Source organism: Roseomonas sp. OT10, from assembly GCF_020991085.1.
GTDB classification, from domain to species: Bacteria; Pseudomonadota; Alphaproteobacteria; order Acetobacterales; family Acetobacteraceae; genus Roseomonas; species Roseomonas cutis.
Genome location: NZ_CP087719.1, coordinates 3,151,422 through 3,174,626, shown reverse-complemented (window position 1 = coordinate 3,174,626; position 23,205 = coordinate 3,151,422). Strand labels below are relative to the sequence as shown.

22 protein-coding genes are annotated in these 23,205 nt (G+C 73.5%); 11 read left to right on the top strand and 11 right to left on the bottom strand.

The genetic code is table 11. The features are described from left to right. Positions 1–105: 105 nt before the first annotated feature. From LPC08_RS14595 to dgt, 3 genes are all read left to right on the top strand, one after another. Complete coding sequence (locus LPC08_RS14595; RefSeq protein WP_230448974.1) at positions 106–1,437, top strand: PQQ-dependent sugar dehydrogenase; 1,332 nt, start codon at positions 106–108, stop codon at positions 1,435–1,437. Next, complete coding sequence (locus LPC08_RS14590) at positions 1,437–1,772, top strand: c-type cytochrome (RefSeq protein ID WP_230448973.1); 336 nt, start codon at positions 1,437–1,439, stop codon at positions 1,770–1,772. Before LPC08_RS14595 ends, LPC08_RS14590 begins: the two co-directional genes overlap by 1 nt. Positions 1,773–1,963: 191 nt before the next feature. Next, entirely contained in the window at positions 1,964–3,298 is a 1,335-nt protein-coding gene (dgt, locus tag LPC08_RS14585; protein ID WP_230448972.1) for a dGTP triphosphohydrolase, read from the top strand. Between the two features lie 461 nt (positions 3,299–3,759). On the opposite strand, the gene LPC08_RS14580 is transcribed toward dgt, so the two are convergent. Continuing rightward, entirely contained in the window at positions 3,760–5,442 is a 1,683-nt protein-coding gene (locus LPC08_RS14580; protein ID WP_230448971.1) for a methyl-accepting chemotaxis protein, read from the bottom strand. A 152-nt stretch (positions 5,443–5,594) separates the two neighbouring features. Beyond that, positions 5,595–6,068: an MmcB family DNA repair protein gene (locus tag LPC08_RS14575; RefSeq protein ID WP_230448970.1), complete on the bottom strand. Its 474-nt coding sequence runs from the start codon at positions 6,066–6,068 to the stop codon at positions 5,595–5,597. 216 nt (positions 6,069–6,284) lie between these two features. Between LPC08_RS14575 and LPC08_RS14570 the strand changes: the two genes are divergently transcribed. Beyond that, entirely contained in the window at positions 6,285–7,232 is a 948-nt protein-coding gene (locus LPC08_RS14570; protein WP_230448969.1) for an aldo/keto reductase, read from the top strand. A gap of 421 nt (positions 7,233–7,653) precedes the next feature. Here the strand turns inward: LPC08_RS14570 and LPC08_RS14565 are convergent, their stop codons facing one another. Further along, positions 7,654–8,637, bottom strand: coding sequence for a Bug family tripartite tricarboxylate transporter substrate binding protein (locus tag LPC08_RS14565; RefSeq protein WP_230448968.1), 984 nt, complete (start codon positions 8,635–8,637; stop codon positions 7,654–7,656). Positions 8,638–8,753: 116 nt separating this feature from the next. On the opposite strand from LPC08_RS14565, the gene LPC08_RS14560 reads away from it, so the two are divergent. The 6 genes from LPC08_RS14560 (at position 8,754) to LPC08_RS14535 (ending at position 13,716) form a co-directional block, all read left to right on the top strand. After that, entirely contained in the window at positions 8,754–9,659 is a 906-nt protein-coding gene (locus LPC08_RS14560) for a LysR family transcriptional regulator (RefSeq protein ID WP_230448967.1), read from the top strand. A gap of 176 nt (positions 9,660–9,835) precedes the next feature. After that, positions 9,836–11,107, top strand: a complete 1,272-nt coding sequence (locus LPC08_RS14555) for an FAD-dependent oxidoreductase (protein WP_230448966.1) — start codon at positions 9,836–9,838, stop codon at positions 11,105–11,107. 167 nt (positions 11,108–11,274) lie between these two features. Next, entirely contained in the window at positions 11,275–11,844 is a 570-nt protein-coding gene (locus LPC08_RS14550; protein ID WP_230448965.1) for a YcgN family cysteine cluster protein, read from the top strand. 94 nt (positions 11,845–11,938) lie between these two features. Beyond that, on the top strand, positions 11,939–12,265 hold the full coding sequence (locus LPC08_RS14545) for a cupin domain-containing protein (RefSeq protein ID WP_304622028.1): 327 nt from the start codon (positions 11,939–11,941) through the stop codon (positions 12,263–12,265). 79 nt (positions 12,266–12,344) lie between these two features. After that, positions 12,345–13,076, top strand: a complete 732-nt coding sequence (locus tag LPC08_RS14540) for a M48 family metallopeptidase (RefSeq protein WP_230448964.1) — start codon at positions 12,345–12,347, stop codon at positions 13,074–13,076. Between the two features lie 115 nt (positions 13,077–13,191). Then, positions 13,192–13,716 carry a DUF1993 domain-containing protein gene (locus LPC08_RS14535; protein WP_230448963.1) on the top strand — a complete coding sequence of 175 codons (525 nt, stop codon included), beginning with the start codon at positions 13,192–13,194 and terminating at the stop codon, positions 13,714–13,716. A 94-nt stretch (positions 13,717–13,810) separates the two neighbouring features. On the opposite strand, the gene LPC08_RS14530 is transcribed toward LPC08_RS14535, so the two are convergent. The 8 genes from LPC08_RS14530 to LPC08_RS14495 form a co-directional block, all read right to left on the bottom strand. Beyond that, positions 13,811–14,854, bottom strand: coding sequence for an MYG1 family protein (locus LPC08_RS14530; RefSeq protein WP_230448962.1), 1,044 nt, complete (start codon positions 14,852–14,854; stop codon positions 13,811–13,813). A 227-nt stretch (positions 14,855–15,081) separates the two neighbouring features. Beyond that, a complete protein-coding gene (gene maiA, locus LPC08_RS14525) occupies positions 15,082–15,732 on the bottom strand; it encodes a maleylacetoacetate isomerase (RefSeq protein ID WP_230448961.1) in 651 nt (216 codons plus the stop codon). 16 nt (positions 15,733–15,748) lie between these two features. Further along, positions 15,749–16,750 carry a Bug family tripartite tricarboxylate transporter substrate binding protein gene (locus LPC08_RS14520; protein ID WP_230448960.1) on the bottom strand — a complete coding sequence of 334 codons (1,002 nt, stop codon included), beginning with the start codon at positions 16,748–16,750 and terminating at the stop codon, positions 15,749–15,751. A gap of 90 nt (positions 16,751–16,840) precedes the next feature. Further along, positions 16,841–18,142 (bottom strand): fumarylacetoacetase, encoded by a 1,302-nt coding sequence (gene fahA, locus LPC08_RS14515; protein ID WP_230448959.1) that lies wholly within the window; start codon positions 18,140–18,142, stop codon positions 16,841–16,843. Then, positions 18,142–19,494 (bottom strand): homogentisate 1,2-dioxygenase, encoded by a 1,353-nt coding sequence (hmgA, locus tag LPC08_RS14510; protein ID WP_230448958.1) that lies wholly within the window; start codon positions 19,492–19,494, stop codon positions 18,142–18,144. The genes fahA and hmgA overlap by 1 nt, the downstream gene beginning before the upstream one ends. 11 nt (positions 19,495–19,505) lie before the next feature. Further along, complete coding sequence (locus tag LPC08_RS14505) at positions 19,506–20,486, bottom strand: MBL fold metallo-hydrolase (RefSeq protein WP_230448957.1); 981 nt, start codon at positions 20,484–20,486, stop codon at positions 19,506–19,508. Positions 20,487–20,509: 23 nt separating this feature from the next. Further along, entirely contained in the window at positions 20,510–20,752 is a 243-nt protein-coding gene (locus LPC08_RS14500) for a DUF2783 domain-containing protein (RefSeq protein ID WP_230448956.1), read from the bottom strand. 11 nt (positions 20,753–20,763) lie between these two features. Then, on the bottom strand, positions 20,764–22,422 hold the full coding sequence (locus tag LPC08_RS14495; protein WP_230448955.1) for an FAD-dependent oxidoreductase: 1,659 nt from the start codon (positions 22,420–22,422) through the stop codon (positions 20,764–20,766). Positions 22,423–22,568: 146 nt separating this feature from the next. Here LPC08_RS14495 and LPC08_RS14490 point away from each other — a divergent pair, with 146 nt between their 5' ends. Beyond that, positions 22,569–23,072, top strand: coding sequence for a MarR family winged helix-turn-helix transcriptional regulator (locus LPC08_RS14490; RefSeq protein ID WP_230448954.1), 504 nt, complete (start codon positions 22,569–22,571; stop codon positions 23,070–23,072). Positions 23,073–23,205 lie beyond the last annotated feature (133 nt).

Sequence of the window (23,205 nt, the reverse complement as noted above, 5' to 3'; positions counted from 1 at the left end):
GCTTCGCGTTCCGGGAGATGACACGATCCTCATTTGCACGCCGCGCGGGCCCCGCGCAGGCTGGCGCCGGGACGGCCGGAACAGGCCGCCCGAGGAGGAACGTCCATGAAGCTTCCCGGTATCCGCGCGGCCGGCGTCGCGGCCGCGTTGCTGGCCGCCGCCCCCGTCCTGGCCCAGCCCGCGCCCCCCGGTTCCGCCGCCCAGGGGGGCGCCTCGGGTGCCGCCCCGCCCGCCGGACGCCCCGATCAGCAGAACCTCGACCGGCTGCAGGGCTTCCGCACCACCAACACCGCCCGCGAGATCGAGACGGTGCCGCAGGACGGCCGCCGCGCCGACGCGATCCGCCGCAACCTCCAGGCCATCCGCCTGCCCGAGGGCTTCCGCATCGAGCTCTACGCCCTCGTGCCCGATGCGCGGCACATGGCGGTGGGCACGGCAGGCGTCGTCTTCGTCGGCACCCGCAAGCAGCGCGTCTGGGCGGTGACGGATCGCGACCGCGACCGCGTCGCCGACGAGGTGAAGGTCTTCGCCCCCTCGATCGCCTTCAACGTCCCCAACGGCCTGTGCTTCAGCCCCGACGGCATCCTCTACGTCGTCGAGCACAACCGCATCCTCGCCTTCCCGGCGGCGGAGTTCTTCTACGAGAGCCCGGACGTCGCGACCGCGACGGTGGTGCCGCAGGGCCAGCTCATCCCGGTGGAGGACGAGAGCTTCAACCACGGCGCCCGCGTCTGCCGCATCGGGCCGGACAACAAGCTGTACGTCGCGCTCGGCCAGCGCTTCAACGTGCCGCCGCCGAACCTGCGCGAGCACATCTTCGGCGCGGGCATGGGCGGCATCATCCGCATGGACCGCGACGGGTCGAACCGCGAGATCTACGCCACCGGCATCCGCAACTCCGTCGGCATCGCCTTCCGCCCCGGCACGAACGAGCTGTGGTTCACCGACAACCAGGTGGACGGCATGGGCGACGACCAGCCCCCGGGCGAGCTGAACCGCATCACCCAGGCCGGGCAGAATTTCGGCTTCCCCTGGTACGGCGGCGGCAGCGTCCGCACGGTCGAGTACCAGAACAGCACCCCGCCCGCCGGTACCGTGCCGCCGGTGGTGGAGATGGCGCCGCACGCGGCCGACCTCGGTATGACCTTCTACACCGGCCGCATGTTCCCGGCCGAGTACCGCGGCGCGATCTTCGACGCGCAGCACGGCTCCTGGAACCGCACCACCCCCGTCGGCGCGCGGGTGATGGTGACCTTCCTGAACCCGGACGGCACGGTGAAGGAGAGCAAGCCCTTCGCCGAAGGCTGGCTGGACGCGGAGACCAACGAGTACAGCGGCCGCCCGGTGGATGTCGCGCAGCTCGGCGACGGCTCGCTCCTCGTCTCCGACGACGCGGCGGGGGCGATCTACCGCATCTCCTACGGGGCGCGGAACTGATGCTCGCCCGCGTGGCGCTGGCGCTCGCCCTGGGGGCCGCGCTCGCCGGGCCCTCCCTGGCGCAGCAGCCGGGCGACGCGCGGGCGGGACGCCGCGTGGCAGGGGGCCTCTGCGCCGCCTGCCACGGCAATGACGGCATCGCCGTGCAGCCGGATGCGCCGAACCTCGCTGGGCAGAACCCGCTCTACCTCGCGACCCAGCTTCGCGCCTTCCGCGCGGGCCAGCGCGACAACGAGCAGATGAAGGTGGTCGCGCAGCAGCTCACCGACACGCAGATCGCCGACCTCGCCGCCTGGTACGCCGCGCTCAAGGTGGAGGTGACGGTGCCGCGCTGAGGCCCCCCCGGCGCCGGCCGGCGTTGCCCTGCCGGGCCGGCCCCCGGGAGAGGCGCTGCCGCTCCCGGGGCCCCTCCGCCGGGTGCCGGCGGGCCTGCCCTTGCCGGCGGGGCGTTTTCGCGCTTCCTGAACAGGCAGAGGCCCGCGCGCCCGCAACCGGCGGTACGGCGGGCGGCCAGGAAGGCGGTGCGATGGATTGGAGAGCGCTGTTCGAGACGCGCCGCCTGGGGGACCCGAAGCCGCCGCGTGACGAGGCCAACCGCAACCCGTTCCAGACCGACCAGGACCGCATCGTCTTCTCGCGCCCCTTCCGGCGGCTGCAGCAGAAGACCCAGGTGCATCCGCTGCCCTTCAACGCGCATGTCCGCAACCGGCTGGTGCACACGCTGGAGGTGGCCTCGGTCGGGCGCTCGCTCGGCTATGCGATCGGCACCCGGCTGCGCGGGGATCTGGCGGCGGCGGGGCGCAGCCCGGACGACATGGGCTATCTGGTGCAGGCGGTGTGCCTGGCGCACGACATCGGCAATCCGCCCTTCGGCCATGCGGGCGAGGAGGTGATCGCCGCCCGGCTGTCGCGCTGGCTGGCGGCGGAGGGGGCGGCGAGCGGGCTCGACCTCGATGCCGACCTCGCGCATTTCGACGGCAACGCCCAGGGCTTCCGCATCCTGGCGGCGGCGGACGGCTATCGCGGCGACGGGGGTCTGCGCCTGACCATGGCGACGCTGGGCGCCTTCCTGAAATACCCGTGGGAAGGCGCCGATCCGCGCGCCGGCCGGGAGGGGCGCCCGGGGGTGAAGTTCAACGTCTTCGCCACGGAACGCGCGTTGTTCGAGCAGGTGCGCGCGGCCTGCGGCCTGTCCGGCCCGCTGCCGCGCCATCCGGCGGTGTGGATCATGGAAGCCGCGGACGACATCGTCTACACGCTCGCCGACCTGGAGGATGCGGTGGAGCTGGGCATCATCCGCTTCGCCGACTACCGCGAGCTGATCCAGCCGATGACGCAGCTGACCGCCGCGCGCCTGGCGCAGGAGCTGGACGATGTGGGTCGCATCTCCCTGCTGCGCGCGCATGCCATCCGCCACCTGCTCGATGCGCTGACCGAGGCCTTCGTCGCGCATCGCGGCGTGATCCTGGCGGGCGAGATGCAGGCCGGCGACGGGCTGCCCGAGCTGCTGGACGTGTCGGAGCCCGAGCTTTCGGCGAGCTTCGAGGCGGCGCGCAAGCAGATGCAGGACGTGGTCTACTTCAACGCGCGCAAGGTGGAGTTCGAGATCGGCGCGCATGACGTGCTGGACAAGGCGTTGAGCGTCTTTCTCCCCGCCTGCATGGCCTTCGCCCAGCTGGGGGAGGAGCGACTGAACCTGCGGCAGAAGCAGGCCCTCTCGCTGCTGCTCGACTACCGTCCCCGGCCGGGGATGAGCCACAGCGAGATCATGCGCTGCGCGGTCGACTTCGTGGCGGGCATGACCGACGCCTATGCGTCCTGGCTGGCGGCGCGGCTGCGCGGGCTCGACATGCAGATCTGATCCCGACAGCGGGATGGAGCTGATCCGTCATGCTGTGGTGTTCGGGCGTCGGACCGGGAGGGGACGCCGTCCCCTCCACGGACCCTCCCCTGCCGGGGCCACAAGCGGGCCCCGGTCCCCGCTGGGAGTTGGCTCTACGCGGTAGGAGTCAGCCTGCGGGCTGATTCCGGGGAGAGCGCGGACAGGCGGGACTCTGAAAGAAGCGTCAAAGGCGTCAGCGAGAACGGACACCGTACCCGCCGAGGAGCCAAGCTCCTCGGCGCCGTGACCCCGTCGCAGACTGTCCCGCGGCAGCGCTGATCGGGTCCAGGGCCCGTAGGGTCCTGGCGGAGTGGGGGCCCGGGGGCGAGGCGGAGCCTTGCCCCCGGGCCACGGGCGCACCCGGCGCCGGCACGGACAGGGGACATCCCGCTGTCCGTATGACGGCTCCTGGAGCCCTTTGCCGGGACCCGGGGGCAGGTTCAGGCGGCGCGCAGCCCGGCCAGGAAGGTGTCGACCTGCCCGCGCAGTTCCTCCGCCTGCCGCGCCAGCTCGCTGGAAGCGGTGCGCACCTGGCTGGCGGCGGCACCGGTCCGCTGCGCGCCCTCACTGACGCCGGCGGCATGACGCGAGGCGTCCTGGGTTCCGGCCGCGGCCTCGGCCACGGCGCGGCCGATCTCCTGCGTGGCGCTGGCCTGCTGCTCGGCGGCGGCGGCCATGGCGGCGGTGTTGGAATCCATCCGCTCGATGGTGCGGGCAATGCCGGCGATCGCCTCCACGGTGCGCCGCGTCTCCCCCTGCATCGCCTCGATCTGGGCGGCGATCTCCTGGGTCGCCTTCGCCGTCTGCGCCGCCAGCCCCTTCACCTCGCCCGCCACCACGGCGAAGCCCTTGCCGGCCTCGCCAGCCCGGGCCGCCTCGATCGTGGCATTCAAGGCCAGCAGGTTGGTCTGTCCGGCGATGTCGCCGATCAGTCGCACCACCTCGCCGATCCGGCTTGCCGCCTCGGCCAGTCCCTGGACCGTGGCGTTGGTGGCGCGGGCGTCGTCCGCCGCCTGCCGCGCGGCCGCGGCGCCGTCGGTGACCTGCCGCGCGACCTCGGCGATCGAGGCGGCCAGCTCCTCTGCCGCGGCGGCGACGGTCTGCACATTGGCCGAGGCCTGCTCGGCCGCGCTGGCAACCGAGCCGGCGCGCTCCGTCCCGTCCCGGGCGGTGCCGGTCATCTCGCCCGCGGTGGCGTCCAGCTCGGTCGCGGCGGCAGCCACGGCGCGCAGCACCTCCGCCGTTTCCGCCTCGAAGCGGCCGACGAGGGTGGAGATCTGCTCGGCACGGGCCAGCCGCGCCTGCTGCTCCGCCTGCTGCGCGGCGACCAGGGCATCCGCGTCGCGCAGCCCGGTGCGGCACTCGTCGATGGCGCGGGCCAGTTCGCCGATCTCGTCCGCACGGGCGGCGCAGGGCAGGTCGAAGGCGTAGTCGCGCCGGGCCAGCTGCCTCATGCTGCCGCGCAGCCGCAGGATCCGCGCGACCACCTCGCGGTTGAGCCACCAAGCGGAGACGAGAGCGACGACCAGCAGCAGGGCGGTGCTGCCCGCCAGGAGCAGCGTCGCGCGGGCCTGGACGGCCTCGGCCGCGGACCGGGCCCCGTTGGCGCCACGGGCGTTCATGGCCGTCAGCTCGTCCAGCACGGCGACGACGCCGCGGTAGTGCTGGACCTGCACGTCGAGGAAGGCCTCCACCGCCGGCAGGCTGCGCTGCGCCGCGGCCAGGGCCCGGTCCTCCGCGGCGAGGTAGCCCTGCCATCGCTCCAGCAGCCGCTCGAGCAGCCGCTTCTCCTCCGGCGTGTCGGCGAGCGGCCGGTAGCCCTCGATGCCCTGGGCGACCCGGCTGATGAACTCCCTGCGTCGCTCCGCCTCCTCGCGGCGCGAGGCATCGTCGGGTGCCACGAAGAGACGGAGGCTGACGCTGCGCAGCCGGGCGGCATCCGTCGCGACATGCTCCAGCAGGCGCACGGAGGGTAGCCAGTTGCCGTGCAACTCCTCGACGCCGGCGGAGACGGCCCGCAGCTGGAGGAAGCTCAGCGCGCCGCTGGCGGAGCCCAGCAGCAGGAGCACGCCGAAGGCGGCAAGCAGCCGGCCGCGGACGGAGATCTGGAACTTGCTTGGCATGGCGGCATCCCATCATGGCCGGCCCGGCCAGGTCCGGACCGGTACTGGAGGGGCGGCAGGCGGCCGCGCATCGGCGCCATCCGTCCGGCCGCATGATCCCGCCGATGGGTAACCGCAGGCATAACGGGGCTGCGTTCCGCCCCGGGGCCGCGCTATTCGCAGCGCAGGGCGGCGCGCATCTCCTGCGCCCCGGCGGGGTCGCAGAGCGCCGCCAGCCGCCCGGCGGCGATGACGGCGTAGCGGTGCAGCAGCGACTTCCGCCGCGCCGGGGCGAGCCGCGTCTCCGGCGCCTCCCGCACCATCGCCGTCTCGTAGCCGTCGGTGACCAGCAGCCCGACCTCCTCCGGGATCAGCGCCTGCGGGAAGTCGCAGTCCACGGCGAAGTAGAGCCGGTCGCACCAGTCGCGGTACTCGCGCCACTTGGCGTCGGAAAGGTAGTCGCGCGGCCCGCTCTTCACCTCGATGGCCACGAGGCAGCCTTCGGGCGTCAGCGCCATGATGTCCAGCCGGCGGCCGCAGGGGATCGGCACCTCCGCCACCGGGGCCCAGCCGCGTTGGGCGCAGTGACGCATGGCGGCGCGGCAGACCAGGAGGGTGCGTTCGGGGATGGCGAGGTCGAGGGGCATCACGAACGAATCGGCAACAGGGCCCGGCCGGAGTCAAGCGCGCCATGCCCGGCGAAACCGGAGGCGGTGCAGGGGCCCGCGCCGAAAGGCGGCGGAGGCGGGTTTCCGCCCCCGCGGGTCCGGGCGCATGCTGGCGGCCTGGCCGGCCGGGCGCCCCCGCCCGCCCCGGCCATCCGTCCCCTCCCTCCCGGTGGGACGCCGCACAGGAGCCTTCCCATGGAACGTCGTCCGCTCGGCCGCTCGGGCCTCTCCGTCCCGCCCTTCGTCTTCGGCGGCAATGTCCTGGGCTGGACGGCGGACGAGCCCACCTCCTTCCGCCTGCTCGACCGGCTGGTGGAGGCGGGGTTCGACACGATCGACACGGCGGATGTCTATTCCGCCTGGGCGCCGGGCCATCAGGGCGGCGAGTCCGAGACGGTGCTGGGCAACTGGCTGGCCAGGCGCGGCCGGCGCGACGACGTGAAGATCCTGACCAAGGTCGGGATGAAGATGGGCTCGGGCGAGGAGGGGCTTTCTCCGGCCTGGATCCGCAAGGAGATCGACGCCTCCCTGCAGCGGCTGAAGACGGATTACGTGGACCTCTACCAGGCCCACAAGGACGATCCGGACACGCCGCTGGAGGACACGCTGGCCACCTTCGCCGAGCTGATCAAGGCCGGGAAGGTGCGGGCCATCGGCTGCTCCAACTACTCCGGCGCCCGGTTGAAGGAGGCGCTGGAGGTCGCCGCATCGCACGGCCTGCCGCGCTACGAATCCCTCCAGCCCTCCTACCACCTGATGAACCGTGCCGAGTTCGAGACGGACACCGCCCCGGTGGTGCGCGAGGCCGGGCTGGGGGTCATCAGCTACCACGCGCTGGCGGCGGGCTTCCTGACCGGCAAGTACCGCAGCAAGGCGGACCTGGCGAAGAGCCCGCGCGGCAAGGGGGTGGAGAAATACCTCGACGCGCGCGGCGAGCGGGTGCTGGCGGCGCTGGACGCCGCCGCGGCGAAGCTGGGCGCCACCCAAGGGCAGGTTGCCCTGGCCTGGGTCATCGCCCGGCCGGACATCACCGCCCCCATCGCCAGCGCCACCAGCCTGGAGCAGCTGGAAGGGCTGATCGCCGGCGCCACGCTGCGGCTGGATGCGGACACGATGGCGGCGCTGGACGCGGCCAGCGCCTGATACGGACGGCGGGGTGCGCCCGTGGCCCGGGGGCAAGGCGCTGCCTCGCCCCCGATACCCCCACTCCGCCAGGACCCTGCGGGCCCTGGACCCGGAGGGCGCTGCCGCGCGGATGATTGCGATGGGGTCGAGGCGCCGAGGAGCTTGGCTCCTCGGCGGGTACGGCCTCCGCCCTCGCTGACGCCTTCTGAAGCTTTTTCAGAGTCCCGCCTGTCCGCGCTCCGTCAGGGTTCAGCCCGGAGGCTGACGCTCACCGGAAGCACCAGACTCCCAGCGGGGTCCGGGGCCCGCTTGTGGCCCCGGCAGGGGAGGGTCCGTGGAGGGGACGGCGTCCCCTCCCGGTCCCCCGCCCGAACACCACGGCGCCACGGGTCAGGTCATCTCGTTGTCGGTATGGGCAGGCCGGAGCGGGAGGGTGCCCCTATAGTTCCACTCGCAGGCCGAGCCGCCGGACCAGCCCACCCCAGCGCTCCGTCTCGTCGGCGACGAAGCGCGCGAAGGCGGCGGGCGTGTCGCAGCTCAGGGTGAAGCCTGCCGCCTCCAGCGTGGCACGGGTCTGCGGCTCGGCCAGGGCGCGGCAGGCCTCCTCTCCCAGCCGGTTGCTTACTGCCTGTGGCATCGCGCTCGGGACGAAGAGGCCGTTCCAGCCGGTCAGCACGAAGCCGGCCATGCCGGATTCGACCAGCGTCGGCACCTCCGGCAGCTGGGCCGTGCGCGTCGCGGCGGTGGAGGCGAGGGCGGTCGCCTGGCCCTGGCGCACCGCCTCCAGCACCGTGGTCACGGGGCAGATCATGGCGCCGACCCGGCCGGCGACGAGGTCGATCGCGGCCGCCGGGAAGCCCCGGTAGACCACGTGGTTCATCGCGCTGCCCTCGCGCTGCGACAGCTCCTCCATCCCCAGATGCCCCGCGGAGCCGATGCCGACGGAGGCATAGGAGATGGCCTCCGGCGCCTTCCGGGCCTCGGCCACGAAATCCGCGAGGCGGCGCGCCCGCACGGCCGGGCCCACCACCAGGACCAGGTCGCTGGCGGTCAGCAGCGCCACCGGCCGCAGGTCGCGCGCCGGGTCGTAGCGCAGGTTGGGGTAGAGCGCCCCGGCCGTGGCGATGGTCCCGGCATTGGCCAAGCCGATCGTGTGCCCGTCCTCCGCCTGGGCCAGGGCAGTGACGCCGATCGTGCCCCCGGCGCCGCTGCGGTTCTCCACCACGAAGGGCTGGCCGAAGACCTTTGCGAAATGCTGGGCCACCGGGCGCGCGGAGATGTCGGGGGTGGTGCCGGCGGGGAAGGGGACGATCACCCGCACCGGGCGCTGCGGCCAGGCGGGGCCCTCGGCCCGGGCGCCACGGACGGCGAGCAGGGGCAGGGCCGTCAGGGCGGTTCCCAGGAAGCGGCGGGTCATGGGCATGGGGGGATTTCCTCCGGACGGCCTCTCCCGGGCCGGGGGCGATCCTCCCGATGCGCCCTTGCCGGCGCCAATAGCGAGTGCTGCACCGTCCATAACGCCGTGCTATGGCCCGGCCCATGAGCCTCGGCGGCGCCATCACGGAGCGGCAGGTGGCGGCCTTCCGCGCCGTGATGCTGGCCGGCAGCGTCAGCGGCGCCGCACGCCAGTTGCACCTGTCGCAGCCCGCCGTCAGCACGGTGATCCGCCGGCTGGAGGATGTGCTGGGCGCCCGGCTGTTCGACCGGGTCGCGAACCGGCTGGTGCCGACCATGGAGGCGCAGCGGATCTTCGAGGAGGTCCAGCGCGTCTACGGCCAGTTCGACCGCCTCGCCACGGTGATGCGGGCCATCGCGCGCGGCGAGCGCGCGTTGCTACGCCTGGGCAGCACGCCCAGCGTCGGGCGCCGCCTGGTGCCGCGTGCCCTGGCCCGGATGATGGCACAGCGCCCCGACCTGCGCTGCTACTGCGATCAGGTGGGCGTGGCGCGGATGGTGGACTACCTCGCCCTCGGGCAGGGGGAATGCGTCGTGACGCTCGCCGCCCTGGACGATCCGGTGATCGAGACCCGGCAGGTCGCCGCCGGCCGGCTGGTCTGCGCCCTGCCGGAGGGACACCGGCTGGCGGGGATGGCGGCGCTGCCGTTGGCCGCCCTGTCGGACGAGCGGCTGATCTCCTGGGAGAGCGGCACGGTGCACGGCGACATGCTGGACCGCGCCTTCCGCAGCGCCCAGGTGGCGCGCCAGGTCCGGGCCTATGTCTGGAGCAGCGAGACCGCCCTGGGCCTGGTGCGCGAGGGGGCGGGCATCGCCGTGCTGGACAGCTTCAGCGCCACCGGCGCGGAGCGGGAGGGGCTGGTCGTCCGGCCCCTGGCGGAATCCGAGCCGGTCCCCCTCTACCTGCACTGGTGCCGGCTGCGGCCGCATTCCGCCCTGGTGCCGGAGCTGGGGGAATGGCTCTCCGCGCTTTCGGCCATGCCGGGCTGAGGCGCGTCGCGGCGGGTCTTCAGGCAGTCCCGTCCCGCCCCGCGGAGGGGCGGCACCCCCTGGTATAAGACGGCGTTATCTCCCTTCGCATGGAAGCGATGGGACAGGCCGGCCATTGCGCGGCAGGCTGCCGGCCATGCCCCGCCGCTTGCCGCGGGGCCGTGGGAGACGTCCGCTTGGCCAGCCAGGAACGGTTCGATGTGGTGGTCGCCGGCGGCGGTGCCGGCGGGGTGGGGGCGGCCATCGGTGCCGCACGGGCCGGGGCGCGGGTGGCGCTGCTGGAACGCTATGGCTTCCTGGGCGGCGCGGCGACCAATGCCAACGTGCTCTCCTATTGCGGCTTCTATGCCCAGGGGCCGGAGCCGCTGCCGGCGGTGGGCGGCGTCGGCGCGGAGGTGCTGGCGCGGCTGCGGGCCCTGGGCTGCGACACCACCCCTATCCGCTCGCCCAGCGGCAACTGGATCGTGCTGTTCGACCCGGAGGCGCTGAAGCTCGTGCTGGACGGGATGCTGGCCGAGGCCGGTGTCGCGTTGCGGCTGCACGCCCTGGCCAGCGGGGCGGAGGCGACGCCGGAGCGGCTGCACGCCGTGCTGGCCACCGATCACGCCGGCACCGTGCGCATGGCCGCCAGGGCCTTCGTCGATGCCAGCGGCGAGGGCGATCTCGCCGCCCTGGCCGGGCTGCCCTCCCATGTGGATGCCGCGCGCGGCGACGCGGTCCAGGCGGCGTCCTTTCCCTTCCGCGTCGCCGGCGTGCCGCCGGGGGCCGAACCGGACCGCGCCGCCCTGACCGGCCTCGCGGCCGGCATCAACGCGGCGCGGGACGCGGCGGGCGATCCCGGCCCGCGGCTGCGGCCCGGGGGCGGCACCTTCATCCGCCTGCCGATGGGGCAGGAGATCTGGTGGATGGGGATCGACCTGGCTACGGACGGTCTCGGCGCGGCCGGGCTGACCAGGGCGGAGCAGGAAGGGCGGCGCCTGGCCTGGGAGTGCGTCCGGGCGCTCCGCCGCCTGCCGGGGGCGGAGGGGGCCTATCTGATCGGCACCGGGCCGCAGCTCGGCATCCGCGAGACCCGCCGCCCCATGGCGCGGCGGACCCTCACCGGCCAGGCCGGGCTGGAGGGGCGCCGGGACCCCTGCGCGGTCGCGCGCGCCGCTTGGCCGATGGAGGTGCATGGCGAGGCCGGCCGCCCGACCTTCCAGCCGATCGGGGGGGCGGGGTTCTTCGACGTGCCGCTGGATGCGCTGCGCGCGGCGGGGGTGGACAACCTCTGGCTGGCCGGACGGCTGATCGGAGCGGATGCCCAGGCCTATGGCTCCGTCCGGGTGATGGGGACGGGCTTCGCCACCGGCCAGGCGGCAGGGGTGGCGGCCGCGCTGCAGGCGGCGGGGGGCGCGCCGGCGGAGGCGGTGCGGGCGGCCCTGCGGGAGCAGGGCGCGATCCTCTGACCCGGGGCCCGCGTCGGCCATCGGGGTGGGGCCCGGGATGGCCGGCTGCATCCCCGCGCCCGCCTTCCCGCAGGCCCCCACCGTCCCGCAGGCCACGGTGGCAGCCAGGGACCGCAATGCGCGCTGGACGCTGGTTTCCACCGGCCGCCGGAGCGTAGGTTGGGCCGATGGCCGACGAGACGACGCCCTTCTGGAAGCGCAAGACCCTGGCGCAGATGAGCCGCGCGGAGTGGGAATCCCTCTGCGACGGCTGCGGTCGCTGCTGCCTGCACAAGCTGCGCGACGAGGATACGGACGTGCTGCACTGGACGGAGGTCGGCTGCCGCCTGCTCGACACCGGCACGGGGCTGTGCCGCGACTATGCCAACCGCCGGTCGCGCGTGCCCGACTGCGTGAAGCTGACCCCCGCGCGGCTGGCGAAGATCGACTGGCTGCCCCCCACCTGCGCCTATCGCCTGGTGCGGGATGGCCAGGACCTGCCGTGGTGGCACCCCCTCGTCTCGGGCGATCCGGGCACGGTGCGCCAGGCCGGGGTCTCGGTCGGCGGCCGGGTGGTGAGCGAGCGCGACGCGGGCGCGCTGGAGGACCACGTCGCCGCCTGGCCGGGCCGCTGGCCGGAGCAGGCGCGGGCGCGGGCGATGCGCATCGTGCGCCGCGTGGCGGCGACGCCGGAGGCGGTGCCCGCGGCGGCACCGGGTGCCATTCCCGGCAAGGGAAAGCGGGAGGAAGCGGCCTGAGGGAGGGGCGGGGCGTGACGCCACGGCCGCTTGCTGCCAGCCTGCCGCCAGCCCCGGGGCAGCCCCCCGGGCGCCGCCATCCGAGGAGCCCGCCTTGAACCAGACCGCCCGCGAGCCGCTGCGCTGCCGCGTCCCCGCCGTCGCCACCGTGCAGGCGGACAACGAGCGTGTCCGGGTCACGCGCTGGGACTTTCCGCCGGGGGCGGAGACGGGCTGGCACCGCCATGGCTGGGCCTATGTCGTGGTGCCGGTGACGGACGGCACCATGACGCTGGAGCTGCCGGGGGGCCAGACGGGCTCCGCCACCATCAGGGCCGGCATCGCCTATGACCGCCTGGCCGGGGTGGAGCACAACGTGATCAACGAGGGCGACACGCCCTTCGCCTTCGTCGAGATCGAGATGAAGGGCCTGCCCGGCTGAACCGGGTTGCGCGTCACGGGGCCACCCTGTCGCGCCTCGCACCCTGTCAAGTCATGGACCGCCGGCCCGGCGCCGGGCCATGCTGCACCGCATGGAACACCCGCTGACCGAGAGCGTGCCCTTGCGGGTCGGCCCCGCCGCGGGTCCCGTGGACTGCCCGGTGCGCTGGCAGCGCTCCGCCCGCGCGCGGCGCGTCAGCCTGCGCATCGACCCGCGCGCCGGGGAGGTGGTGGTGACCCTGCCGCCCCGTGGCAGCCGCCGCCAGGGCATGACCCTGCTGGCCACCCATGCCGCCTGGGTGATGGAGCGGCTGGAGTCCCTGTCCCCCGTCATCCCCTTCGCCGACGGGGCGGGCGTGCCGCTGGGCGGGACGCCGCATGTGATCCGCCACGACCCGGTGGCGCGGGCGGGGGTCTTCCTGTCGGGAAACGAGATCGTCGTCTCCGGCGAGGCGGCCTTCCTGCCGCGCCGGGTGGCCGACTTCCTGCGCGCCGAGGCGCGGCGGCGCATCCTGGCCCTGTCGGCCGGGCACGCCGCGGCGCTGGGGGTGAAGCCCGGCCCGATCCGGCTGAAGGACACCCGCAGCCGCTGGGGATCCTGCGCCCCGGACGGGACGCTCGCTTTCTCCTGGCGGCTGGTGATGGCCCCGGGCTGGGTGCTGGACTACGTGGTGGCGCATGAGGTCGCGCACCTGCGGGAGCTGAACCATTCCGCGCGGTTCTGGACGCTGGTGGCGAGCCGGACGCCCCATCGGGAGGCGGCGCAGGACTGGCTGCGGCGGCATGGGCCGGCGCTGCTGCGGGTGGGGTAGGGGACGGCCGGGCGGCGCGGGACGAGCCCGCTCCAAGTGGAAGGCGGGCATACGGCAAGGTGGGCCGGCGCCACGATTCCCGGCCACAAGGAGCGCCCTTGTCCGGGAGGGTCCGATGGCGACGTCATTCTACGAACTCAGCGTGCCGACCTTCCTGCAGACCGTGCGCGCCGTTGCGGGCTTCCTCGACCGCGCGAGCAGGCACTGCGCCGAGACGGGCGCCGACCCGGATGAATTCGTCGGGGCCCGGCTCTACGACGACATGGCACCCTTCCACTTCCAGATCGAAGCGGCCTGGCACCATGCCGTGTGGGGGCTGGAGGCCGCGAGGACAGGCGTATTCGAGCCGCCCGGCCTGGTCGGGCCGGTCCCCTTCGCGGAGCTGCAGGCCATGATGGGCAGGGCGGCAGCGGCGCTGGAGGCGTACACCCCCGACGAGGTCAACGGCTGGGCGGCCCGCGACCTGGACCTTCAGATCGGCCCGCGGCGCCTAGCCTTCACGTCGGAGACCCTGATCCTCTCGTTTTCGCTGCCCAACGTCCATTTCCATGCCGTCACCGCCTACGACATCCTGCGCTCGCGGGGCGTGCCGATCGGCAAGCGCGACTATGAGGGGCGGCTGCGCACCCGCCCGGCATAGCGCGGAGCGTCCGCCGAGGATCGGAGCAGGCCCCCGGCCGCCGGAACCAAGCCCGCACGAGGCGTCGACAGGCTCGGGGCCTGCCCGGCGGCGCCTATCGCCCCCAGGCTTTCCGGAGGGCCTCGGCCGGTGAGAGCTTGTTGGCCAGGCAGGCGCGTGCCAGGGCGAGCGCCGCTTCCCGGCTGGAGGCGATGGCGAGATGCCCGCCGCGATGGACGAACATCGCCCCGGCGATGCCGCAGGCCTTCTCCAGCTCGGCGTCCTGCAGGCCGCGCCAGGCTGCCGGCATGTCGAGGCGGTTGACGAAGCTGCCCTTCTCCGCCGGCATCGCCTGCACCTTCCATCGGCCATCCGCCTCCGGGCTCATCACGTAGAGGATGGGCATCGCCAGTTCGAAGGCCGGTCGCTGCCAGGGCATGCCCCGCGGCAGCTCCAGCAGGTCGGGATGGATTCCGCTCCGGCCCGCCTTGCAGTCCTCCCAGGCGCGCGCCACCGCCTCGTAGGAGAAGGCCGATCCGCGCTCCTTCTCGATCTGGCGTTCCACGGCGCCTGCGACCCAGTGGCTGGCCTCGAGGAAACGCTGGCGCTGCTCGGCCTCGAAGGCCGCGGGGTCCGACTGGCTCGGCGAATCCCAGGCGCCGTTGAACGCATCGACCAGGGAACACAGGTCGGTGGGGCCGGCGCGCTCGATCCCGTTGTCCACGAGGTCGACATGACGCACCACCTTGGCCTGGATGGCCTCCGCGATGCGCGCCACCGTCTCCTCGGTGACGGCCGGGAAGCCCGACTTCGCGAGAACGCCGCGCACGTAGCGATGGCCGAGGGACTGGCCGCTGGCGGGCTCGACGGCACGCCACACCAGCCCGGCGGAGCTCAGCGGTGCGCCGTTCGGGGCCGTGGGGGCGCCGGCCTGGTGGTGATCGAAGCGCCATGCGGCCGCATCGGCGCTGGCGCCCACGTCCCACACGATGTCCGCCGTCTTCAGGATCGCGTGGTCCCGGGTCCGGACCAGCGCATGGCCGCTGCCCTCCGCCCCCAGATCGAGCGCACCGGTCAGGATCACATAGGCCAGGCAGTCATCCGCATGGAAGGTGCCGCTGTGCGTGGCCAGCAGCGGGGGCCTGTCAGTGGGAAGCATCGTGATCCTGATCGATACGGAGGGAGGGGCGCCGTGGCCGTGCCGGGCCCCGGCCGTCAACGGGCGGCGGAGGCCTGTCATGGCCCCCGCCTCTACACCAGCCGGCCCGATCGGCCTACGGCCACAAGCCTTCCCCATGGCCGCGTTCGGCCATCAGGGCGGAACGGTGGTCCAGGCCCCGGCCCGTGCGGCCGGTTCAGCCCCGTCGGCTGATCCGGCGGACCGCGTCACCGGGTCGCGTCGCCCTGCTCCGCATCCTCCTGAAGCTCCGGCACGGCGGCCTGGAAGGCGGGCAGGGCGGCGCAGGCCGCCTCGGCCGCGCGGAGGCGCGGAACGGGCGACAGGTCGGCCCCGAAGCGCCGGGCATTGCCGAGCTGCGGCACCAGGCAGAGATCGGCGAGTGTCGGGGTGTCGCCGAAGCAGAAGGGGCCGGGCTGGCCGTCGAGCAGCGCCTCGCAGGCGGCCAGCCCCTCCTCGATGGTCTGGCGGGCCCAGCCCTGCACCTGTTCCTTCCCCAGCCCCAGCGCGCGCAGCCGGGTCAGGACCTTCAGGTTCTGCACCGGGTGGATGTCGCAGGCGATGGCCAGGGCGAAGGCGCGGATGCGTGCCCGCTGCTCCGGCGACCCCGGCAGCAGCGGCGGCGCGGGGTGGACCTCCTCCAGCCACTCACAGATGGCGAGGGACTGGGTCAGCACCGCCCCGGACCCCGTCTCCAGGGCCGGTACCAGCCCCTGCGGGTTCAGCCGCAGATAGGCCGGGTCGCGCTGGCCGCCATGGCGCAGGTGATGGGAGACCTGGTCCGCCGCCAGCCCCTTGAGGTTCAGCGCGATCCGCACGCGCCAGGCGGCGGAGGAGCGGAAGTAGCCGTGCAGGCGCATCCTGTCCGGCCTCCGCTCAGTCGAGCTTGATGCCCAGGTCGCGGATCAGCGGCAGCCAGGTGGCGCGCTCCGCCGCCAGCAGGGCCTGGAACTCGGCCGGGCCACCGGTCAGCGGCTCCAGCCCGATCTCGGCCAGCCGCCTGCGGATCGCCGGCTCCTGCATCGTGGCGCCCAGCTCGCGCGTCAGCACGGCCGCGACGTCGTCGGGCACGGCCTTCGGCGCCACCACGCCCTGCCAGGCATAGGCCTCGAAGCCCTGCAGGCCGAACGCCTCCTGCACGGTGGGCACGTCGGGCAGATCCTCCAGCCGGGTCTTCGACAGCACGGCCAGGGCGCGGATGCGGCCGGTGCGCAGGTACTCGGCGCCCGAGGGGTAGTCGATCACCATGGCGGGAACGGTGCCGGCCAGCATGTCGTTCAGCGCCGGTGCCGCGCCGCGATAGGGGACGTGGCTGAAGCGCAGCCCCGCCTCGCGCGACAGGCGCTCCATGGCGAGGTGGTGCGGCGAGCCGATGCCGGGCGAGGCCATGTCGATCGTCCCCGGCGCGGCCTTGGCCCGCTCGATCAGCTCGCGCGCGCTCTGCGCCGGGAAGTTCGGCGCGACGGCGAGGAAGAGCGGGAAGCGCGCCAGCAGGCCGATCGGGCGGAAGTCGCGCTCCGGCTCGTAGGGCAGGCGCTGGAACAGGCCGGTGTTGAAGACCAGCGTGCCGTTGTCCGCGCTGAAGATGGTGTAGCCGTCGGGCGCGGCCTTGGCGGCGGCCTCGGCGCCGATGTTGGTCGCGGCGCCGGGGCGGTTCTCGACGACGATCGGCTGCTTCAGCCGCCGCGACAGCTCCGCGCCCACCAGCCGGGCCAGGGTGTCGGTGCCGCCGCCGGCCGCATAGGCGACGATCCAGCGGATAGTGCGGTCCGGATAGGCGGCGGCCGAGGCGGCACGGTCCAGGAGCAGGCCGGACGGCAGGCCGAGGGCCGCGGCGGTGGCGAGCAGGGAGCGGCGACGGAGCGCGACGTCGGTCATCTCGGATTCTCCTCCCGGGCCGCTCGTTCCGGCGGCCCTGTCGGTGCATGGAAGATCAGGACGACCCGCGAGGGAAGCGCGGGCCAGGGATCAGGCGGCGGGCAGGATGGCGGCGCGGCACGCGCCGAAGCCGATGGGAACGGCGCCCGCGCGCGTGGCACGGGCGGTGAGGATCACCTCGTCCCCATCCTCCAGGAAGCGCCGCGTCTCGCCGGAGGGCAGCGCCACCGGCTCGCGTCCGCCCCGCGTCGTCTCCAGCAGGGAGCCGCAGCCCTCCCGCTCCGGCGCGGAGATCGTGCCGGAGCCGAGCAGGTCGCCCGGGTTCAGGTCGCAGCCGTTGGAGGCGTGGTGCGTCACCATCTGCGCCACCGTCCAGTACATGTGCCGCGCGTTGGACAGGGCGAGCCGGTGCGGCGCCATGCCCGCCGCGCGCATGGCCGGCGTCAGGATCGACACCTCCAGCGCCAGGTCGAAGCCGCCCTGCCGCTGGTCCGCCGCGTCGAGCAGATAGGGCAGGGGGGCGGGATCGCCCTCCGGCCGCGCCGGCTGGGGGATGCGGAAGGGAGCCAGCGCCTCCGGCGTGACGATCCAGGGGCTGACGGTGGAGCCGAAGTTCTTCGCCAGGAAGGGGCCGAGCGGCTGGTACTCCCAGGCCTGGATGTCGCGCGCCGACCAGTCGTTCAGCAGGCCGTAGCCGGCGACGTGCGCCGCCGCCTCGCCGACCGGGATGGGCTCGCCCAGCGGGTTGCCCGGTCCGATCCAGACCGCCAGCTCCAGCTCGTAGTCCAGCCGCTCGCAGGGCGCGTGGCGCGGCGCCGCGTCCTCCGGCCCCTTGAGCTGGCCTCTCGGCCGCCGGACCGGCGTGCCGGAGACACGCACCGAGGAGGCGCGGCCGTGATAGCCGATGGGGACGTGCTTGTAGTTCGGCAGGAGCGGGTTGTCCGGGCGGAACACCTTGCCGACATTGGTGGCGTGGTGGATGCCCACGTAAAAGTCGGTGTAGTCGCCGATCCGCGTGGGCAGGTGCATCGTGCAGTCCGCCGCCCGGTGCAGCAGCGGCTCCAGCGCCGCGCGGTGCGGGCTCCCCTCCGCCAGCAGGGCGGAGAGCTGCGCGCGCAACGCTTGGCGCGGCCCGGCGCCGAGGGCGAGCAGGTCGTTCAGCGCCGGGGCGGCCGCCAGCTCCGCCGCCTCCCGTGCCGCGCCGTCGAGCAGCGCGGCGGCGGCGGGCAGGTCGAGGATGGCATCGCCGATCGCGACGCCCCCGCGGGGCGTGCCGCCGGGCGGCGAGAAGACGCCCAGCGGCAGGTTCTGGATCGGGAAGTCCGGGTGGCCGTTCGCGGAGGCCACCCAGGAGCGGCGCGACGGGTCGTGCGTGGCGTCGGGCGTCGTCATCACGCGCGCTTCGGATCGAAATGCCTGTGCAGGCCGAGCCCGTAATCGCCATAGGCCTGCTGGAGCTGCGGCGCCTCGGCGGCGAAGCGGGTCACCTTCTGCGGGAAGCGCGTCTCGAACATGAAGGCGAGCGTGTTCTCCAGCTTGTGCGGCTTCAGCTCCACCGCGCTCGCCGCCTCGAAGGCGGCCATGTCCGGGCCGTGCGGCAGCATGGTGTTGTGCAGGGAGAAGCCGCCGGGCACGAAGCCGCCGCCGGTCTTGGCGTCGTAGACGCCCTCGATCAGCCCCATGAACTCGCTCATGACGTTCATGTGGTACCAGGGCGGGCGGAAGGTGTTCTCCGCCACCATCCAGCGCTCCGGGAAGATGACGAAATCGATGTTGGCCGTGCCTGGCGTCTCGGAGGGCGAGGTGAGCACGGTGAAGATCGAGGGGTCGGCATGGTCGAACAGCACCGGCCCGACCGGGGAGTAGCGGCGCAGGTCGTACTTGTAGGGCGCGTAGTTGCCGTGCCACGCCACCACGTCGAGCGGCGAATGCGGCAGCTCCGTCCGCCACAGCGCGCCGCCCCACTTCACCGTCAGTTGCGTCGGCGCGTCGCGGTCCTCATAGGCCGCGACGGGGGTGAGGAAGTCGCGCGGGTTGGCCAGGCAGTTGGCGCCGATCGGGCCGCGCTCCGGCAGGGTGAAGGCGCCGCCGTAGTTCTCGCACAGGTAGCCGCGCGCCGGACCGGCCGGCAGCTCCACCCGCAGCTTCACGCCGCGCGGGATCACGGCGATTTCGCCGGGCGCGATGTCGATGATGCCGAACTCCGTCCACAGCCGCAGCGCCCCCTGCTGCGGCACGAACAGCATCTCCGCATCCGCGTTGTAGAAGACCTCGTCGGTCATGGAGCGCGTGGCGAGATAGATGGAGGCCGCCAGGCCGGCCATGGACCCCGCATCGCCCGCGGTGGTCACGGTGCGGATGCCCTCCAGGAAGGAGGTCGGCGCCTCGGGCAACGGGATCGGATCCCAGCGCAGCGGGGCGGGCGGAAGCTCCACCTCGGCGCAGGGCGCGGTGCGCCACAGGCCGGGATCGACCCGCTCGAAGCGGCCCCAATGCGCCACGGTGGGACGGATGCGGTAGAGCCAGGAGCGCTCGTTGGAGGCGCGCGGCGCGGTGAAGGGCGAGCCCGAGAGCTGCTCGGCATAGAGCCCGTAGGCGCAGCGCTGCGGCGAGTTGCGCCCGACCGGCAGGGCGCCGGGCAGCGCCTCCGTCTCGAAGCCGTTGCCGAAGCCGGACAGGTAGGCGGTCTCGTTCGCCGCCGGGGTGGTGCCCGCGGCGAGGCCGGGGCGAAGCGTGACGTTCATGGCCTTGCTCCTCAGTGATCCAACTCGGCGGACTTCATCTCCGTGCCGTGCTCCAGGGCGCGCCACATCTCGACGTCGCGCTCGGCGGTCCAGATGCGCGGATGGTCGATGCCCTTCGCCTCGTCATAGGCGCGGGAGACGTCGAAGGGCATGCAGTGCTCGAAGATGACCCAGTGCCCGTATTTCGGGCGCATCGCCGACATGGCCTCGTCATAGACCTGCTTCAGCGAGCGGCCCTCGGCCACACCGCGCCTGGCGATGGCGAAGAGGTCGGCGGTGAAGTCGGCGGTGCCGGTCAGCCCCTCCTCGATCTGCGCGGGCGTGGTGAGCGAGGCGCCGCGCCCGGGGACCAGCGCCACCGGCTTCAGCGCGCGGATGGCGTCCAACGTGCCCGGCCAGTCGGCGAAATGCGCGTCGCCGCAATAGGGGGTGGCGCCGTATTCCACGCAGTCGCCGGAGAACAGCACGCGCTCCTTCGGCAGCCAGACGATGGTGTCGCCGGCGGTGTGGGAGCGGCCGATCTGGATGATCTGCACCTCCCGCTTCCCGAGCCAGAGCGTCATGCGCCTGTGGAAGGTGATGTCCGGCCAGGTGAGGCCGGGGATGCTCTCCTTGCCACGGAACAGGCGCGGAAAGCGGCCGATCTCGCTGTCCATGTCCTGCTGCCCGCGCTCCACGATCAGGTCGCGCGTGACGTCGGAGGCGATCACCTCCGCCCCCTCGTAGCCCGAGGCGCCGAGCACGCGCACGGCGTGGTAATGGCTGAGCACCACGTGCTTCACCGGCTTGTCCGTCACCGTGCGGATGCGCGCGATGACGTCCTGGGCCATGCGCGGCGTCGCCTGGGCATCCACCACCAGCACGCTGTCGTCGCCGACCACCACGCCGGAATTGGGGTCTCCCTCGGCGGTGTAGCCGTAGAGGCCGGGGGCGAGCTCGTCGAAGGAGATCGTCTTCTCGGCGAGGTCCTTGGTGCTGGCGAAGCCGGACATGCGGGTCTTCCTCCTCGTTCGGGTCAGGCGGTGACGGCGATGGTGCGGTCGGCGCCGGCGGGCATGATGCCCTCCCGCGCCTTGGCCAGCGCCGCGCGCAGCACGCCCATCTCGCCGATCTGGTTGCACAGGAGCAGGATCAGCCGGGCATTGACCAGCCGGCTCTGCTCCGGGGTCAGGTCCTGGTGGATGGCCAGCAGCGCCTCGTAGAACTCGTCGGGCGCCGCGATGTTCGGCCCGGTGTTCAGGGCTTGGGTGTTGGGCATGGCGGGTCTCCTCAGCCGCGGCCGGTGGCGCGGCGCAGCGCGGCGCGGATGGCGGCGGCGTCGAAGCCGCGCCAGCGGGCGCAGACATGCTGGTCCGGGCGCAGCAGGTAGACGGTGCCCGGCGCCGCGTCGTAGCGGGCGCGCAGCAGCCCCTCCGCATCCTCGAGCGCACCGCCGGAGGCGTCCGGGCCCGGCTCCACCAGGACGGGGCGCAGCGGCACGGGCAGGTCGCCCAGCGCCGCCATCCCCTCGCGCAGCGCCCGGCTGGCCGCGCCGCCATCGCCGAAGCCGACCAGGGTGAAGTCGCCGCCGACGGCATCGAGGAACCAGCCCGCGCGCCCCGCCTGCCGCACCGGCGCGTCGGCGGCCGGGGCGCCGGGGCACATCGGGCCGGCGAAGGGCTCCGCATCGGGGGTGCTCAGCGGCGAGGCGGCATAGGTGCTGGGCAGCGACAGCCGGCCGCTGTTCACCAGCCGCCGGGCGAAGGCGCAGTCGCGGGCCAGCGACAGGGTGGCGTCGCGGAAGCTGCGGCTGGCCTCGTTCTTCGGCGTGATGAAGTCGGTGGAGCGGGTGGAGTTCAGGATGTTCTCGTCCGCCGCCGCCACGCGTTCGGCGTCGTAGCTGTCGAGCAGGGACTCCGGCGCCTCGCCGCGCAGCACCAGGGCCAGCTTCCAGGCGAGGTTCTCCGCGTCCTGCACGCCGCTATTGGCCCCACGCGCGCCGAAGGGAGAGACGCCGTGCGCGGAATCCCCGGCGAAGAGCACCCGCCCGTGGCGGAAGCGCTCCATCCGCAGGCAGGAGAAGGTGTAGACGCTGACCCATTCCAGCTCGAAGGCCGCATCCCGGCCGAGCAGGGCGCGCACGCGCGGGATCACCCGGTCCGGCTGCTTCTCCGCCTCCGGATCGGCGTCCCAGCCGAGCTGGAAGTCGATGCGCCAGACCCCGTCCGGCTGCTGGTGCAGCAGCACGGACTGGTTGGGGTGGAAGGGCGGGTCGAACCAGAACCAGCGTTCCGCCGGGAAGTCAGCCTGCATGCGGACGTCGGCGATCAGGAAGCGGTCGCGGAAGCTGCGGCCCTTGCTCTCCAGCCCCAGCGCCCGGCGCACGGGCGAGCGCGCCCCGTCCGCGGCGACCAGGTAGTCGGCCAGCAGGCGATAGGCGCCGTCGGGGGTCTCCACGGTCAGCGCGACGCCCGCGGCGTCCTGGCTCACGCCCGTCACGCGGTTGTGCCAGCGGATCTCGATCTCCGGCATGGCCCGGGCGCGGTCCAGCAGGAAGCCCTCGACGTAGTACTGCTGCAGGTTGACGAAGGCGGGGCGGTGGTGGCCGCCCTCGGGGAGCAGGTCGAACTCGTAGACCGGGTCGTCGCGGTGGAAGACGCGGCCACGGTTCCAGGTGACGCCCTTCTCCACCATGGGGGCGCCGCAGCCCAGCCGGTCGAAGATCTCCAGTGTCCGCTTGGCGAAGCAGATGGCGCGGGAGCCGTGCGACAGCGCGTGGTCGTCGTCCAGCAGCAGCACCCGCTGCCCGTGCTGGGCCAAGTCGATGGCGGTGGCGAGGCCGACCGGACCGGCGCCGACGACGATCACGGGGTGGTGCACGGCCTCGGGCGCGGACTGGTCGGGGCAGCGCCGGTAGTCGAAGCGGAGGGACTGGTAGTCCACCTGCATGTCCGTTCCTTCCCTGGCTGAGCCGGCCCTGGCTGAACCGGTCCGCCGCGCGGCGGACCGGCCTCGGTGGCGCCGATGATTGTTTCAGCCGTGATGTTATGATCCATGCTATATCATCTCAGATGAGACGATACAAGGGGGTTTCGATGCCGCAAGAATCCGCCTGCGTCGCCCGGCCGCTGTGCCGCGATTGCACCACCCTGCGCCTGGCGGACTTCCTGCCCTATCGCATCTCCGTCGCGGCGGAGAGCGTCAGCCGCGCCTTCGCGGACCGCTACGAGGCCGAGTTCGGGCTGAGCATCCCCGAATGGCGGGTGATGGCGATCCTGGGGGAGGCACCGCCGCTGCCGACGCGGACGGTGATCGAGCGGACGGAGATGGACCGGGTGAAGGTCAGCCGCGCGGTGATCCGGCTGGTCGATCGCGGCCTTGTCTTGCGCCAGCCGCAGCCGGAGGACCTGCGGGCGCATGTGCTGCGGCTCTCCCCGCAGGGAAAGGAGCTGTACGAGCGCATCGTCCCCCGCGCCTGCGGCCTGCAGGCGGAGCTGGCGCAGGCGTTGACGGCGGAGGAGCTTGCCGCCCTGGACCGCATTCTGACCAAGCTCCATCGCCGCGCCCGGCAGCTCCTGGCGCCCGAGGCCGGGGCTTGACCCCACCCGCCGGCGCGCCGCGCCTCGGCCGTCAGCCGGGCCGCTGCGCGCGGCGACGCCTCCTGCGGGCCCATGGCGGGGGATCGCGGCTGTAGTGGGCCGGCAGGGCGGGGAAGGGGCACGGCCACCTGCA